General features: G+C 50.4%; 12 protein-coding genes. 9 read left to right on the forward strand and 3 right to left on the reverse strand.

The annotated features are described in order from the left end of the window. Positions 1–392 precede the first annotated feature (392 nt). Both pap and G465_RS0100010 read left to right on the forward strand, forming a co-directional pair. Positions 393–1901 (forward strand): polyphosphate:AMP phosphotransferase, encoded by a 1509-nt coding sequence (pap, locus tag G465_RS0100005; protein WP_022652426.1) that lies wholly within the window; start codon positions 393–395, stop codon positions 1899–1901. A gap of 78 nt (positions 1902–1979) precedes the next feature. After that, on the forward strand, positions 1980–2729 hold the full coding sequence (locus tag G465_RS0100010; RefSeq protein ID WP_155846466.1) for a hypothetical protein: 750 nt from the start codon (positions 1980–1982) through the stop codon (positions 2727–2729). Here the strand turns inward: G465_RS0100010 and G465_RS12835 are convergent. Beyond that, positions 2713–3981, reverse strand: coding sequence for an EAL domain-containing protein (locus tag G465_RS12835; RefSeq protein WP_245556731.1), 1269 nt, complete (start codon positions 3979–3981; stop codon positions 2713–2715). The genes G465_RS0100010 and G465_RS12835 overlap by 17 nt on opposite strands. A 1096-nt stretch (positions 3982–5077) precedes the next feature. Between G465_RS12835 and G465_RS12840 the strand changes: the two genes are divergently transcribed. From G465_RS12840 to G465_RS0100055, 7 genes are all read left to right on the forward strand, one after another. Beyond that, the gene (locus tag G465_RS12840; RefSeq protein ID WP_022652430.1) at positions 5078–6055 is read left to right on the forward strand and encodes a siroheme synthase; all 978 of its coding nucleotides are present in this window, start codon (positions 5078–5080) and stop codon (positions 6053–6055) included. A 62-nt stretch (positions 6056–6117) separates the two neighbouring features. Continuing rightward, positions 6118–6519, forward strand: a complete 402-nt coding sequence (locus G465_RS0100030) for a PTS sugar transporter subunit IIA (protein WP_022652431.1) — start codon at positions 6118–6120, stop codon at positions 6517–6519. A gap of 55 nt (positions 6520–6574) precedes the next feature. After that, complete coding sequence (locus G465_RS0100035; RefSeq protein WP_022652432.1) at positions 6575–6844, forward strand: HPr family phosphocarrier protein; 270 nt, start codon at positions 6575–6577, stop codon at positions 6842–6844. Between the two features lie 34 nt (positions 6845–6878). After that, entirely contained in the window at positions 6879–8618 is a 1740-nt protein-coding gene (ptsP, locus tag G465_RS0100040) for a phosphoenolpyruvate--protein phosphotransferase (protein ID WP_022652433.1), read from the forward strand. A gap of 6 nt (positions 8619–8624) precedes the next feature. Then, positions 8625–9713, forward strand: a complete 1089-nt coding sequence (gene rfaQ, locus G465_RS0100045) for a putative lipopolysaccharide heptosyltransferase III (protein ID WP_022652434.1) — start codon at positions 8625–8627, stop codon at positions 9711–9713. Then, positions 9713–10840 (forward strand): glycosyltransferase family 4 protein, encoded by a 1128-nt coding sequence (locus tag G465_RS0100050; protein ID WP_022652435.1) that lies wholly within the window; start codon positions 9713–9715, stop codon positions 10838–10840. Before rfaQ ends, G465_RS0100050 begins: the two co-directional genes overlap by 1 nt. A 299-nt stretch (positions 10841–11139) precedes the next feature. Further along, positions 11140–13590 (forward strand): SIR2 family protein, encoded by a 2451-nt coding sequence (locus G465_RS0100055; RefSeq protein ID WP_022652436.1) that lies wholly within the window; start codon positions 11140–11142, stop codon positions 13588–13590. A gap of 285 nt (positions 13591–13875) precedes the next feature. Here the strand turns inward: G465_RS0100055 and purD are convergent, their stop codons facing one another. Then, positions 13876–15156, reverse strand: coding sequence for a phosphoribosylamine--glycine ligase (purD, locus tag G465_RS0100060; RefSeq protein WP_022652437.1), 1281 nt, complete (start codon positions 15154–15156; stop codon positions 13876–13878). 32 nt (positions 15157–15188) lie between these two features. Next, complete coding sequence (purH, locus tag G465_RS0100065) at positions 15189–16766, reverse strand: bifunctional phosphoribosylaminoimidazolecarboxamide formyltransferase/IMP cyclohydrolase (RefSeq protein WP_022652438.1); 1578 nt, start codon at positions 16764–16766, stop codon at positions 15189–15191. Positions 16767–16774: the final 8 nt, after the last annotated feature.

Genomic DNA, 16774 nt, shown 5'->3' on the forward strand with positions numbered 1-16774 from the left:
GGTGTCAGTTGGAATTTGAAGGCTTGAAGTCGTTTCATGCGTTTATTATACAAACAGCAAAGTAAACATTGATTTGTTTTTACTTTACAACCACAACACCAAACCCTAAAACGGCTTTGCCGTTTGCGCCTGACATCTCCGCCATGAATGGCGAGGTTTTACGGCGCAGGGGATAAGTGACTCCTGCACTATTTAAGAGTAGTTGTACGCCTCAACCAAGGGTTTTGTTGTAATTTTTTAGATTTTTTTGTTTTTGACAAATGTTTCTCAAGTTTACGGGATAGCCGCTCACCACCACAAGTTATGCAAAGACCGTGCACAAAATGCGATAGCTGGCGTATCTTGTGCAATTGATAACAAAAAACACGTCAAGCAAGGAAAGGAAAAAACGTATGTTTGAATCTGCTGAACTGGGGCACAAAATCGATAAAGCCCGTTATCAAGAAGAAATGCCAGAATTGCGACAAGCACTACTGGATGCTCAGTATGAATTACGCGAAAAAGGCGATTTTCCACTGATTATCTTAATTAACGGATTTGATGGGGCTGGACGAGGGGAAACATTACACCAATTAAATGAGTGGATGGACCCACGTTTAATTCAAGTCAGTGCCGAAACCGCCTTATTTTCTTCATCGGAAGAATCAGCACAACGGCCTTGGATGTGGCGTTATTGGAACGCTTTACCCCCAAAAGGTAGAACAGGGGTATTTTTTGGCTCGTGGTATTCGGATGTTTTATTTGGTCGGGTGTATGATAAGACTGATGAAAAACAAGCCATGTTGCAAATTGGGCAAATTTTGGCGTTTGAAAAAAAACTTTGTGCCGAAGGTGCGCTAATTCTGAAATTCTGGTTTCATCTCTCAAAAGAAAAACAGAAAAAACGTCTCAAATCTTTAGAAGCCGATAAAAAGAGCGCATGGCGGGTAACAGAAACCGACTGGAATCATCACAAAATGTACGACCGCATTTATCACCAAGCGGAACAGTTACTGCGGATGACCAGCACCGGTGAAGCACCGTGGGTATTGGTGGAAGGGGAAGATGCCCGTTATCGCGACCTCACTGTCGCCCGTGTAATTTACCAAGCCTTACGCAGCCGCCTCAATCGTGGCGGAGAACGCCGCCATCATGCCGCCGCCGAGGTTGCCCCGCTGTTGCCACCTGTCGATGGCTTGCAATTGCTCGATACGCTGGTTTTAGATCGTACGGTGGATAAGGAAGAATACAAAACGGAACTGGCCGTTTTACAAGGTCGATTACATGAATTAACCCGCCATCCCAACTTCAAAAAACAGGCTTTAATGATCGTGTTTGAAGGCAACGATGCAGCAGGCAAAGGCGGCGCAATTCGGCGGGTGACGGCGGCCTTAGATGCCAGACGTTATCGCATCGTCCCGATTGCGGCCCCCAGTCAAGATGAGCGAGCCAAACCTTGGTTATGGCGTTTTTGGCGTGAAACACCGAAAAAAGGCGGCATTACGATTTTCGACCGTTCTTGGTATGGCCGTGTTTTAGTCGAACGGGTAGAAAACTTCTGTTCTGAGCATGAATGGATGCGCGCTTATAATGAAATTAACAATTTTGAACAGCAATTAGTGGCTGGCAATATCATTGTAGTGAAATTCTGGTTGGCTATTTCGAGTGAGGAACAATTAAAACGCTTTAAAGAACGAGAAGAAACAGGCTTTAAGCGCTTTAAAATCACTGAGGAAGATTGGCGCAATCGTGAAAAATGGGACCAATATAAGGATGCCGTATGCGATATGATCGACAGAACAAGCACGCAATCTGCACCGTGGACTTTAGTGGAAGCCAATAACAAATTGTATGCAAGATTGAAAATTTTGCGTACGTTATGTAACGCTTTGGAGAGTCGTTTATTAAAAAGCAACGGATAAGCAACAATTTTCTATTGCGTATTTACAAAGCCCGTTTTATTATGGGCTTTCTTTTTTCATACCAAATAAATGATTGCCATGCTTGATCGCACTTTCGCTATTCATATTGCCTGCGATCAGGTGCGCTGGGTGCCGGTGGGAGAATTTGGCACCGGTTTGCGCACCAAATTGGAACAGGCGATTGCACAGGCACAGAGCCTGCGCTTGCCAGTCTATCTCGATTTATCCGAGGTCAGCGCCATTGGTACAGGCGCTTGTCAGTTGTTATTAAAGGCTATCGAGAGCCTACCTCATGGCGCGTTTCATCTGATCCATTGTCCCCCACTGTTTGCACGACAACTGGGCTTAACCGGCCAGACCACGGCGATCACCGCTGAGATGTCCCACCGCATCCCCCATGCGGATCAACAACAGTTGCGTAAAGCATGGTTAAAACGTACCCATGTGCAATTAGCCCGTGAAAGCGATGGCACCCGTTTTGGGCATGGCTGGCTATTGGAAGTCAATGCTGGGGCGTTGTTATTCCATTTTTCAGAAAAAATTCTGGCCGGGCGGGCGGTTTATCATTTGACCATCGATGGCTTAGATACCACTTGGCCGTTGCGAATTCGCCATGTAGCGCGTCACAGCGATGCTTGGCGCATTGGCGCGGAGTTTGTGCAAGCACAGGCCGGCCGCGAATTATTGGACGAGTTGGGACAGCAATTATTCTGTGATAGCCCGCCACCGCTGCCAACGATTGAACCCGTTGAGCTCCCATCCGAGCCGGTGAAAAGCTCACGCATCATTCCTTTTGTGATGCCAACTAAGATCAGTTCTTCTCGCTAACGCAATCAGCCAACTCTCCGAGTTCCTGCTGGAAGAATTGTTCTAACGGCATCGGTCTTGCCACGCCATACCCCTGCGCGAAATCGACCCCTAACTGTTGTAGATGCGCTTGTAAGGCAGGGGTTTCGACATATTCGGCAATGGTCTGCAAACCGGTGGCCTGCGCCACATCGACCATGGCTTTTACAATGGATTCATCGACCGAATGGGGTGCCAGATTACGCACAAAACTGCCATCGATTTTCAAAAAGTCAGCAGGCAAGCGTTTGAGGTAGTCAAACGAAGAAAATCCTTTACCAAAATCATCAAGGGCAATTTTACATCCTAAACCGCGCAGCCCCTGCACCAGAGCACGGGCGCGGCCTAAATCGCCCAAGGCACTGGTTTCTGTGATTTCAAAACATAGCTTGTCGGTTTCAATCGGATGCCGCATTAAACTTTGATGCACAAAATCCACCACGCTGGCATCGACAATGGTTTGCCCTGATAAATTTAACGCACACTTTGCCACTTGTTGCCGATAGTGCGGATGGTTGGCGAGCCACTCGATGGTGCTGGCGATCACCCAATGATCTAACATCGGCATCATACGGAAATGTTCAGCCGCTGGAATAAATTCCCCCGGAGACACTAATTTTCCTGCTTCATCACGCAAGCGCAGCAGGATTTCAAAATGTAAACCGGTTTCAGTTTGTGGAGACAGCGGCAAAATTTTCTGGGCAAATAAGGTAAAGCGGCCCTCTTGCAGCGCCTGTTGCAAGCGGCTAATCCAATGCAAACCAGCATGGATTTCTTCACCATAGACCTGTTCCGCCGGCATCAAACCCGGGAGGCGACGCGCACCGGCTTCTTGCACAGCGGCAGTGGCACGATGCAGACTGACCTCGTAATCCTCACTGGGCTGGCGTAAGAACACCATATTGCAGCGAATGTCTAAAAAATGACTTTCCCACGGCACCCGCACTTCGGCCACTGCTTCAGCAATGCGCTCCAATTCAACCAGTGTTAAGGCTTCATCTAGCGGCACCATCAAAATATACATGCCACCCAACAAGCGCCCCGTTGGCCAGCCTGCTGGCAGCTCTTGTTCTAACTTGCGCGCCATCAACCCCAGAATACGAGCGCCGGTGTCGCTGCCAAAAACGATTAAGATCGACTCGAATAAATTGATGTTCAGCGCCGCTAGGGCAAATGGCCGTTGCACTTGATGCCAACGGCGAAATTCTTTTGCCAATCCAGCGTGATTTAACATGCCAGTGGCTGGATCGCGATAGACCGAGGCTTGGCGATGACTGCTCACGCTCGCGCCGCAGGGATACCGCCAACAGTGTCAGATGCAGCGTCAGTCCAAGGACAAATAGAAAAATCTGGGCTTGTTCTAAAGCAGGAGTAGAAAGTAAAACACTGATCGGAACATGGACATACAACAAGCCAGCCAACATTACCAATAACACGGTGGCCGCGACCAAGGCGGCTAATAAAGGTGGGGCCGATAATGACAACGCCGCTAGCGCGGGCAACAGCAGAAAATAAGCACTCGGCCACCACAGACCACTGAGGGCAATCACTGCACACAACACCACCGCCCCCCATACCAACCACGATACCGCTGGCCATAACGGTAGTTGGTAACGCAACAGCAACACATAGCTCAGCCACAAATTGCCTAATAGCAATACCGGCAAGCTATACGCTAATGTGAATGTCAACCATTGACCACTCTCTGCGCCATATAACACCACAGCTAACCCCGCTAAACCGGCGGGGATCAGTAATAGCGCAGGCAACATCGTTGCCAACCATGCCGACAATAAAGCCGGCAGTGGTAAGCCAGGCCAAGTTTGGTGCAAAGTATGGCGTAGCATACCGGCAACACCGACCGAGCATACCGCTTGTGCTGCATATAACAGCACGCTTTCATAGCCATGCGGCACACTCCACGGCAGCCATAGCGCCATCCCCACTAAGGCACTCAACCATGCGCGCCAGCCATACCCCGCCAGCAAACACGCCAAGACAATATAATGAGGTAGAAATAAGCTGTAGCCGATGCCCTCTAGCTGAAATGACCATGTCAGCACACCACAGACAAGACCGATTAACCATGCGAAACTGAGGACGGGTCTGGCACTGACGGCAGCATGTAAAGGCGTCAAACGCAAACCGTGGCACATCCCGTTTAGCGCATGGTGAAAGGGCAAAAAAGTTGCATCAGACATGAGTAGGCCCAAACAATGGCGAAAAAATGCTGAAAACAGCAGTTTTATAATTGTTCCTGTAATAATCCCCACTTTAATACAATAGTGGTCATCCGGATAGCCTACTGAGGACAAACCCCGAAAGCAAATATGCAATATTTTCCAATCTTTGTTGATTTAAAAGATCGTCATTGCTTATTGATTGGCGGTGGCGAAGTCGCACTCCGCAAAGCACGCTTGTTAGATGCCGCTGGTGCAATACTCACGGTGATTGCGCCAACGATTGATGATGAACTGCAACAGCTGATTACCGAACGCGGTTGGTGCTGTTATCAACGCCCTTTTGCTGCGTCGGATGTTTTGCTGACCCCTCGGCCCACGGTGGTGATTGCTGCCACCGACCAATCAAACGTCAATGCAGAGATCTCAACAACGGCGCAAGCAGCAGGTTTATTGGTGAATGTGGTTGATGCGCCTGCATTATGTAATTTTATTGTGCCAGCGATTGTTGACCGTTCGCCGTTAGTGGTTGCCATTTCAACCGGTGGCCGTAGTCCGGTGTTAGCACGGTTGATACGCGAACAAATTGAAGCCTCGGTCCCGCTGCGCTTTCGCGACGTAGCCCAATTTGCTAGCGACTGGCGCGACCGTGTCAAACAGGCGTTGCCGGACACTGCTGCTAGACGGCGTTTTTGGGAAGCGGTGTTGCGGGGGCCATTGGTCAATTTACTTCATCAGGGACAACGTGCTGAAGCGGATGACGGTTTGCAACAGGCACTACAGCAAAGCAAACCGATCAGTGGCAGTCTTCATCTGCTGGCGTTAGGCAGTGGCGATCCTGATTTATTGACACTGCGCGGCCTACAACGCTTACAGGCGGCCGATGTCTTTTTCTATCCAGATCACTTAGCCGACAGTTGGCTTACACTAAGCCGGCGCGATGCGCTTTATCAGCCCTATACTGAGCTTGTCCCTGCCCTACAACGGGCCGAACAACAAGCACAACAAGGCCAAAAAATCGTGATGTTGGTGGAAGGCTACCAATTTCCAGCAGAATATGCCGAATTACAGCAAAAAAATGCAGAATTACTAATGGAATGGGTGCCGGCAGCAGGTTGTGGTTGTTAAAATAACGTCTTCTTCTTTTTCTTTAATCTTGGACAGTGCGCGTTTCGCGCTGCAAGGGCATCATGATTGGCATTCTGATCGTAACTCACGGTGACTTGGGTCAAAGTCTCATCGCGTGTACTCGCCATATTCTACAACGCGAACCAGAAAACTTAGCGTGTATGGCGGTGGATAAATCCGATGACCCCGAAAAAAAACTACAAGAAGCACGACAGCTGATTCAAAGGCTAGATAGCGGTGAAGGCGTGTTATTGTTGTCTGATATTTGCGGCGGCACGCCATCCAATATCGCCACGCGTCTGATTGAACCCGGACGGATTGAAGCAATTGCCGGTGTCAGTTTGCCGATGTTAGTGCGGGCGGTATCCTATAGCGCGCTGCCCTTAGCAACAGTCATCAGCAAAGCGGTTACGGGTGGTTTGGAAGGTGTTGTACCGCTAGAACCCTTGCCACCCACCGCGTAATACCCTGAAGAAACGGTCAGTAAAACAATCATAATTTGAGGATGACAGGCCTACTATGCTGCAACAAGAAATAGAAATCATCAATAAATTGGGTCTCCATGCCCGTGCTTCGAGCAAATTCACCCAAACCGCAGGCCGTTTTCAAAGCGAGGTGTGGATTTCTCGTGCCAGCCGGCGAGTGAATGGCAAAAGCATTATGGGTGTGATGATGCTCGCAGCAGCAAAAGGCAGCAAAGTCGTGATTGAAACCAATGGCAGCGATGAACAAGCCGCCATGACCGCTTTGGTCGATCTGATTAACAACCGCTTCGATGAAGCCGAGTAACTCAGATCTGGTCACAACAACGGAAAGGGCACCCATGAGCATAGCACTTTACGGTATCGGTATTGGTGGTGGCATTGCGATCGGACGTGCGCATTTGGTTTCTCATACCACTGCTGATGTCAGCCATTATTTTCTGGAAAGCGCAGATATTCGTGCCGAGTTGCAACGCTTTGACGATGCGATTCGCACCACACGCAAAGAGCTAGAAATGTTGTGGGGCAGTATTCCAGAGAACGCTCCAGCCGAGCTAGGCGCCTTTCTGAGTTTGCATATTATGTTGCTCAATGATGCTGCGCTGTCGCGTGAGCCACGCAAAATCATCCAAGCCGAACGCTGCAACGCGGAATGGGCATTAAAACAGCAAGCCGATCAGCTGATTGCCCAATTTGAAGAAATCGAAGAAGCCTATCTGCGTGAGCGCAAACATGATGTGATGCAAGTGGTGGAACGGATTTTCAAAAATCTCGCCGGCCAAAGCAGTGCACCGCCTTTGCCCTCTAGCTTGATTGATGATGCGATTTTAGTCGCCCATGATTTAAGCCCGGCTGACATGGTGTATTTCAAAGATGCCAGTTATGCCGCTTTTGTCACCGATGTGGGGGGCGCCACCAGCCATACTGCGATTTTAGCGCGCAGCCTTGATTTGCCCTCGGTGATTGCCACTCACAGCGCCCGCCATCTGATTCATGAAGATGAGTTGATGATTGTCGATGGCCAGCAAGGGGTGGTAATCGTCAATCCAGACGAAACCGTGTTGGCAGAATACCGCCGCCGGCAACGGGCATGGCGCGCAGCACGCAACAAACTCGCCAGCCTCAAAAAAACCAATGCACAAACGCAAGATGGCACACCGATTGAGCTCTTAGCCAATATCGAACTGCCAAAAGATGTGGCCGAGGTGGTGGAATCGGGTGCAATGGGGGTGGGATTATTTCGCAGCGAGTTTCTGTTTTTGGGACGCGACACCCTGCCCGATGAGCAAGAGCAATACGAAGCCTACCGTCATGTCGCAGAACAGCTCAATGGCCGTCCGGTCACCATTCGCACCATGGATTTAGGGGCAGATAAAAACCCGAAGTGGTCGATTCATGGCACGGGCGATAACCCAGCTTTGGGACTGTGCGGCATCCGCTTATGCCTTGCCGAACCGCAGCTATTTCGTACCCAGTTACGCGCTATTTTGCGCGCCTCGGCACATGGGCAAGTTCGCATCTTGTTCCCGATGATCAACGGTATTACCGATCTTAAACAAGCCCTCGCGCAACTGGACACGGCCAAGCAAGAATTACGCGAAGAAGGGGTAAGCTTTGATGAGAAAATTGCGGTGGGGGCGATGATTGAAGTGCCTTCAGCGGCACTCACAGTGAATATGCTGGCCAAGCATGTTAATTTCTTGTCGATTGGTACCAACGACCTGATTCAATACACGCTCGCCATCGACCGCAATGATGATGCGGTGAGTCATCTCTACGACCCCACTCACCCTGCTGTCTTGTATTTACTGACCCACACCCTGAAAACTGCCGCAAAATTTGGTTTACCGGTGTCCGTGTGTGGCGAGATGGCTGGGGATAGCAAAATGACCCGCTTATTGCTTGGTATGGGGTTGCGGCGTTTTTCGATGCACCCAGCCAATTTGCTCTCTGTTAAACAAATTGTGCTCGATACCCATCTCGACCCCACGGTGGCACAAACCGCTAAGATTTTGCGCGCCAGCGATCCCGAAAAAATCGCCGATCTTCTCACCCAGCTCAATACCCCGCGTGCAGCCTAATTTTCTATGCTTGTAGATGCTATCGACTTCACCAACACCCGTCGGGTGTTGGTGATCAAGTTACGTCATCACGGTGACGTGCTCTTAACTTCCCCCGTGTTGAGTGTGTTAAAACAACATGCGCCCCATCTCGAGATTGATGCGTTGGTCTATGCCGATACGGCACCGATGTTGGCCGACCATCCGGCGCTCAGCCAACTGCATTGTTTAGATCGTCAATGGAAAAAACTCGGCCCCTTGCCACAAGCCCAAGCAGAATGGCGTGTGTTACAAGCACTGCGCGCTCGACAATACGATGGCATCATTCATCTGACAGAACATAAGCGCGGTTCGTGGTTAGCACGGCTTTTACGCCCTCGCTGGGCCATTTCTCCCAGCAACTTAAATGGCAAATGGTTTCGTAAACCCTTTAGCCATCGCTACCCAGTGATCGGCGGCAATCGGCGGCATACGGTCGACATTCACTTAGATGCCCTGCGGCGTTTAGGTGTGCCGGTGCAACACTATCACCGCGCTTTATCGCTGGCCATTCCGGCGCTTGTGCACACACAAGCCGAGCAAAAACGACTTGCCCAAGGAATTAACGGCCCTTATACGGTCATCCATCCGACTTCACGTTGGATGTTCAAAACGTGGCCAACAGCACAGATGGCGCAGCTGATACAGGCGCTGCAACAACAAGGGCGAACGGTGCTGCTCACGGCAGCGCCCGATGCCGCAGAAATGGCCTGTATCGCCGCGATTCAAGCGCAATTGACCACACCCGCGCCTTCATTAGCAGGTCAGCTCAGTTTAAAAGAGTTAGGGGCAGTGATTGCTGGGGCAGAGTTATTTATTGGCATGGATTCCGTCCCGATGCACATTGCCGCCGCCACTCAAACCCCAACTATTGCGCTGTTTGGCCCTTCGGGTGATATCGAGTGGGGCCCGTGGCAAGTCCCGCATCGGGTGTTGATTGCCGAGCACTATCGCTGTCGGCCCTGTGGTCGTGATGGCTGCGGCGGCAGCAAAATCAGCGACTGTCTCAACGCTATCTCGGTCGAGCAGGTCTTGACTGCCATCGAGCAACTCACCGCAACTGTTCGGAATCCTTAATGTCTATTCGTCGTATTGCAATTGTGCGCCAGCGTTTTAATCCGGCTGGCGGTGCAGAACGTTTTGTCAGTCGCGCCCTCGATGCGCTCGCTAGCGATGGCCGCGTTGCCGTTACGCTGTTGGCACGCCGTTGGCAGGGAGAAGGCGGCGGAGATCGTCTGACCATCGACCCATTCTATCTCGGCAATGTGTGGCGTGATTGGGGGTTTGCCCGTGCAGTACAACAGGCGGTACAACAGCAACAGTTCGATTTAGTGCAAAGCCATGAGCGTATTGTCGGCTGTGATATTTTTCGGGCAGGCGATGGCATTCATGCAACTTGGCTCGCCCAACGTCGCCGCACCCTCGGCACGCTCGGCAAATTGGCTTTGCAGCTCAACCCTTATCATCATTACACCTGTGCCGTTGAAGCCAAGATGTTTCGTCATCCGCAACTCAAAGCGGTGATTTGCAATGCGAAAATGGTGCAACACGATATTCAACAACGTTTTGGATTAACCACAGATCAGCTACCGTTGATCTATAACGGGGTCGATACGCAACGTTTTCATCCCGATTTACATCAACACCGCAGCAGTGTCCGACAACAGTTTGCTATTCCAGATCATGCACCGTTGTTGCTGTATGTCGGTTCGGGATTTGAGCGCAAAGGGGTTGGGCGCATTTTGTCGGCTGTGTTACCGCATCCTGAGGTGCATGTATTGGTGGTAGGCGGTGATAAACATGCGACACGTTACCAGCAACAGGTACAGACCCTTGGTCTCAGCTCACGGGTGCATTTTGCTGGCGTACAGCAAGAAGTCCGTCCTTTTTATGGTGCAGCGGATGCCCTGATTTTGCCGACTTTATACGATCCTTTTCCGAATGTTTGTGTCGAGGCGTTTGCCAGTGGCCTGCCGGTGTTCACCACAACTCAATGTGGGGCAGCGGAATGGATTGTTGAGGGCAAAAATGGGATGGTGCGTGATGCGTTGGATGAAACAGGTTGGCAAGCCGCCATCGCCTTATGGCTCGCCGCCCGACCGCAGTGGCGAACTTGGTCTGCCACCGCTCGCCATTGCGCTGAACCCTACACCTTAGCCTCCACCGCCGATGCGCTGATTCAGTTGTATGAAAAGCTACTTTAACCGCCTCCCCGCCCTAAAGAGCGGGGATTCATGGCGGCAGGAGATTGGTGTGGCGAGTGTCTATTTGAAGGCGACATTTGCGAAGAGCCAGCAGACCTTTGACAGTTAGCAGTTGCTGAATGAATGCACACTGCACGCAAACCACCTGCTGGCCCCATCATGCACTCTGTTCGAGGCAATCTATCGCTGACAGTTTATAAGCGACACAGGCAGCACAAAAACCGATTTTGATGTCTCAAAAAACTTGGTCACTACAGCTACCCCCCCTACAGATCAACAAATATTGAAGGATAACCCGAATGACGACCGAAAACGCGAACAGCTGGGGATTTGAAATCCGTTCCTTTGATCAGCCGGAAACCCAGACATTCCTCCGCTCGATCCTCCGTCAGGACTCGTGTGTACCTTTTCTCGGGGCAGGTTTCACTCGCGGTGAGCAGGCTCGATTTGGAAAAGTTCCGGGTGGTGCGGAATGGATGAATCTGATGTGCCAGCAGATTAAAGCTTCACCTGTAGCAGATAAGCCGTCAGAGGACGAACTTGCGAGTTTTGGGTTTCAAGATATCTCTGACATCTACTTTAGGGAAAAAATAGTTCCATTGAATACGATAAAGGAAAGCGTAAATTCTTACTTTACCAAGGTTAAGATTACCGACGAGGCAAAACTGAGGTTTCTCTCAATAGATTGGCCATACATCTACACGCTCAATATTGACGATGGTATAGAAGTCGCCATAGATGGAGTCAAAGTCTTGCCTTATAAGAACTTCTCTCGCCACTCTACACGTCGTTACGTGTACAAGCTGCACGGCGATGCCGAGGATGTCCTTACCGCAGCAAACCACGATGATTTGCGCGTTATTTTCGGCAAGGCCGATTACATAAAGAGCCTCAGCCAGAATCAATACCTTATTAGCAGTTTGGTCAATGACTTCAGCGAGAAGAACATATTGTTTATTGGATGCAGTCTTAGTGACGAGTTGGATATTTCGTTCGCATTGGCGAGTGTCTCAGGTAGTGACAGGAATGCTCAGACAGCTAGGATTTTTGTTACAACAAACGCCCCAAAGGACTATGTGGAAAAGAGGAAACTGAAGTCGTACGGCATTACAGATGTAGTAGTCGTTGCCGACTACTTCACCTTCTATAACTTTGTCGCGTCAAGCGCAGAGAGGGAGGATCAGAGACCATCTGCTATCAATACATTTGAGTACAATATCGACAGGGTGCCATCTTTTTCGGACAAGCGGTTCGTTTCGTACCTTCTACAGAGTGGGTGGAAGAACACAGACAATCCGTACACTGTGTCGGTGCATAGAGCAGTGGAGTCTACCGTGAGTGACAAGCTCAAAGAAGACACATTGGTTGTCATCTGGGGCAGGAGGTTTTCGGGGAGGTCAACCGTCCTGCAGCGCGTCCTTGCAGATGTACGGACACGGAGGCGATTCCTAATTAACTCTCAAGCATCTATAAGCGACCAAGTATTCAATACTATCTTCCAGGTACAGGACGCGGTAATTGGGATTGACTCTGGAGCTATCCAATATAACCAGCTCAGAGAGCTAGCACAGAGAACCGACACGCTGAAAGAAAACAACACGACCGTACTCCTTGCCATTTCACGCGTCGACCTGAATGCACTCGGGAACAGCTATGTGGACGAGTCCGTGCATATCGAATCCAAGATTAACAAAAATGATGCCATCAGTCTGAACGAACTTCTGGACCCGTTGGGATTTCAGCGCTGGAACTCGTCCAACAGCATCCTTGATAATGTATTCACGCTTGGCTCGTCTTCTATCGCGATGAAAATACTAGGGACCCAATCTAAGCTAAATGAGCACATCACCGCCATTTGTTCTGATGGAAGGAGCAATCCCCAGATTCGTATCCCTTCTAAGTTTGAGTTCTCGCTGCTCTACTACGTTGCGATTCGACAGCGGATTTTTTCCTTCGTGCACCGCACGCTTGCTAACAAATACGGACTCGAATATGTAGCGGACACACATATCACGGAATTCTCAAAGAAATGGGCACCCTTCATCGAGTTGGAAGATACGGATTCCGTCAGCCGCAGGACTGAGAACTCTGCGTCTGTATTGGTCTGTAATTCATACGCGTGGACGCAGCTGGCGGTAAGACGTTTCTCTGACAAGCTTGGAGTAGCGGAAACCGCCTCGTTTATCGTAGACCTCTACACGGCCGTGCGTGAGATCGACAAAAACGCGTACGAACTCATTCTGTTCGATAACCTGAACTCAGTCTACAGCTCAAAGAAATTGTACGAGAAGGACTGGGGTGCAAGCGTAATTACCACGGTTTACGAGAAACTCGCTCAATATTGCGCGCAAGAGCCCGACTACTGGCTACAGCGTGCAAAGGGTGTGTACTACCTTTCGAACGACGAAACAAAGATTCGGATCGCCATCGAGTACTGCGAAAAAGGGATAGTCGAGAAGGCTGTGAGGACAGGGATTAACGCGAAGCTAACGAAGGCGAACCTGCTCGGCAAGCTCTGCAAAGTTACTAGGTTTTGCTGCGACGATGACCTTGCAAAAGCAATTGATGCCTATGTGGCCGCGATTGAGTGCCGCAACGTCAATAGTTCCTACATCGATGGATTACTGCATAAAAACCAGCAAGAATTAGGTTACATGAGCGCTGTCTGCAAAGAAGCTAGAAACAAGCCCACCTTGCTTTCAAAGCAACATGAAATCCGATTTATTGATCAATATGTCAACTCTAGGTAGCCGCTTGCAATCAAGAATCTGTACAGACGTTCAGCGGCACTGTAATAGCCAAGCTTTTTGACGGTCACACGTAGTTATAGAAGCCTACGATCTATGGCGACATAACCCAAGTTCGAGCACCACTGTCAGATACATCCAACCCAACCGTGTGGGATATAGGTAATATCGGCTTCCCACGCTTGAATAAAGATGTCTACTGGTATTAGACCATTACAATCAGATATAAAAAAGCCCCCTGCATTCGGGGGCTTTTTCAATCTAAGATACCGCTAATTACAAGGCTTGTTAGCTACCACGGCGACTTAAGGCACGAGCCCCAATATCACGCCGCATTTGACGGCCAGTAAAGCGAATGCGGTCTGCCGTTTCATAAGCACGGTTTTGCGCCATCCGCACACTGTCACCCAACCCGACCACACATAACACACGGCCACCATTGGTCACCAAGCGGTTGTCAGCATCCAAAGTCGTACCAGCATGGAACACCAAGCAATCTTCCGCTTGAGCAGGAATGCCTTCGATCACATCCCCTTTCCGTGGCGATTCTGGATAGCCTTCGGCAGCCAACACCACCCCCAATGCCACGCGGCGATCCCATTCGGCTTCGACCTTATCCAACTGACCATTGATCCCTGCTTCTACCAAGGTCACAAAGTCGGATTTCAAACGTGCCATGATGGGCTGTGTTTCAGGATCCCCAAAACGGCAGTTAAATTCGATGGTATAAGGGTTGCCTTCGCCATCAATCATCAAACCTGCGTACAAGAAACCCGTATAAGAATGGCCATCACGTTTCATGCCCTGCACTGTTGGCAAGATAATTTCCCGCATCACACGAGCATGAACTTGTGGCGTCACCACAGGTGCAGGGGAATACGCCCCCATCCCACCGGTGTTCGGGCCTTCGTCATTGTCTTTTAGGCGTTTGTGGTCTTGGCTCGTCGCCATCGCCAACACATTCTCACCATCGACCATCACGATAAAGCTGGCCTCTTCGCCGACCAAGAAATCCTCGATCACCACGCGGCTACCGGCTTGGCCCATTTTGTTACCCACCAACATATCGTCGATGGCAGCATGGGCCTCGTCCAAGGTCATCGCGACAATCACACCCTTACCTGCGGCCAAACCATCAGCTTTGATGACAATCGGCGCACCTTTTGCTGCCACATAGGCATGGGCAGCCTCAGCATCGGTAAAGGTTTCATAGCTAGCCGTTGGAATGCCGTGGCGCTTCATAAAGGCCTTGGCAAAATCTTTAGAGCTTTCCAACTGCGCAGCGTATTTTGTAGGCCCAAAAATTTTCAGACCTTCAGCACGGAACGCATCGACCACACCAACCGATAACGGCGCTTCCGGCCCCACGATGGTCAGGTCAATTTTTTCGCTCTTAGCAAACGCAATCCATTCAGGAATGGTTGTCAGCGGTACCGAGTGCAAATCGGAATCGAGGGAGGTGCCTGCATTGCCTGGTGCAACAAAGACCTTGGTGCTGCGTGGCGATTGTGCCAAACGCCATGCCAAGGCATGTTCACGGCCACCAGAACCGATCACCATGATTTTCATAATGTAGATATTCCCTGTCTTAACAGTGCAGATTAGTGGCGGAAATGGCGGCAGCCAGTGAACACCATTGCAATACCGTGTTCATCTGCCGCCGCAATCACTTCAGCATCACGCATCGAACCACCGGGTTGAATAATCGCAGCAATCCCTTGCTCGGCAATCACATCCACCCCATCACGGAAGGGGAAGAACGCATCCGAAGCCGCCACCGCTTGTGTCAAACTCAATCCAGCATCTTGGGCCTTACGTGCTGCAATACGGGTGGAATCCACGCGGCTCATCTGCCCCGCACCAATACCGGCGGTTTGACCCTTAGCCGCAAACACAATTGCATTGGACTTCACAAATTTCGCGACACGCCATGCAAACAACAAATCGGCCAACTGTGCCGCTGTGGGTTGTGCCTTGGTGACCACTTTCAACTCATCGGCCGAGATATTTTTCAGATCGGGGGTTTGCACCAAAATCCCACCACCCACACGCTTGAGATCAAAACGATTGAACCCCGGCTCGAGTGGCACTTCTAGCACGCGCACATTGGGTTTTTTCGCAATCAACTCACGGGCTTCTGCCGTAAAAGCTGGAGCAATCAACACTTCGAGGAATTGCGCGCTCACCGCTTCGACGGTAGCGGCATCCACTTCACGGTTAAAGGCGATAATGCCGCCGAAAGCGCTGGTGGTATCGGTTGCGAAGGCCAAACGATAGGCAGTCAGTGGGTCTGCTGCAACCGCAACACCACAGGGATTGGCATGTTTCACAATCACACAAGCCGGCTCGTCAAAGGTTTTTACGGCTTCCCATGCGGCATCGGAGTCTGCGATATTGTTATAGCTCAGCTCTTTACCTTGCAGCTGGGTGTAATGCGCCAAAGCGCCTAAAGCAGGGTCGAGATCACGATAGAACGCCGCTGCTTGATGAGGGTTTTCGCCATAGCGCATGTCTTGCACTTTAACAAACTGTGCATTTAAACGATTAGGGAATGCCACGCGCTCTGGCACACCATGCGTCACCCCTTCAACCAAACTGGTCAGGTAGTTAGAGATAGCGCCATCATAAGCAGCGGTATGGGTAAAGGCTTTCTTTGCCAGGTTAAAACGGGTCACCCGCGACAGGGCACAACCGTTTTGTTTCATTTCTTCGATTAAACCTGCGTAGTCGGCAGCATCAGTCACAATGGCCACATGAGCCCAGTTCTTTGCCGCCGAACGCACCATCGTTGGCCCACCAATGTCGATGTTTTCAATGGCGTCTTCTAAGGTACATTCTGCTTTTGCAATGGTCGCTTCGAATGGATAGAGGTTGACACAGACCAGATCGATATTGCCAATACCGTGTTCCGCCATTTTTGCCACATGCTCAGGCAAATCACGCCGCCCCAAAATACCGCCGTGAATTTTTGGGTGTAAGGTTTTTACGCGGCCATCTAACATCTCTGGGAAGCCGGTATAGTCAGCGACTTCAATCACCGGTAAGCCTTGTTCGGCTAATAACTTTGCTGTGCCGCCGGTGGAGAGAATTTCCACCCCTTGTTCGGCCAAAGCACGAGCAAACTCGACAATACCCGTTTTATCCGAGACGCTAATCAGCGCACGTTCAATCTGTGTCATAACAATCA

Source organism: Aquaspirillum serpens DSM 68 (genome assembly GCF_000420525.1).
Taxonomy (GTDB): Bacteria; Pseudomonadota; Gammaproteobacteria; order Burkholderiales; family Aquaspirillaceae; genus Aquaspirillum; species Aquaspirillum serpens.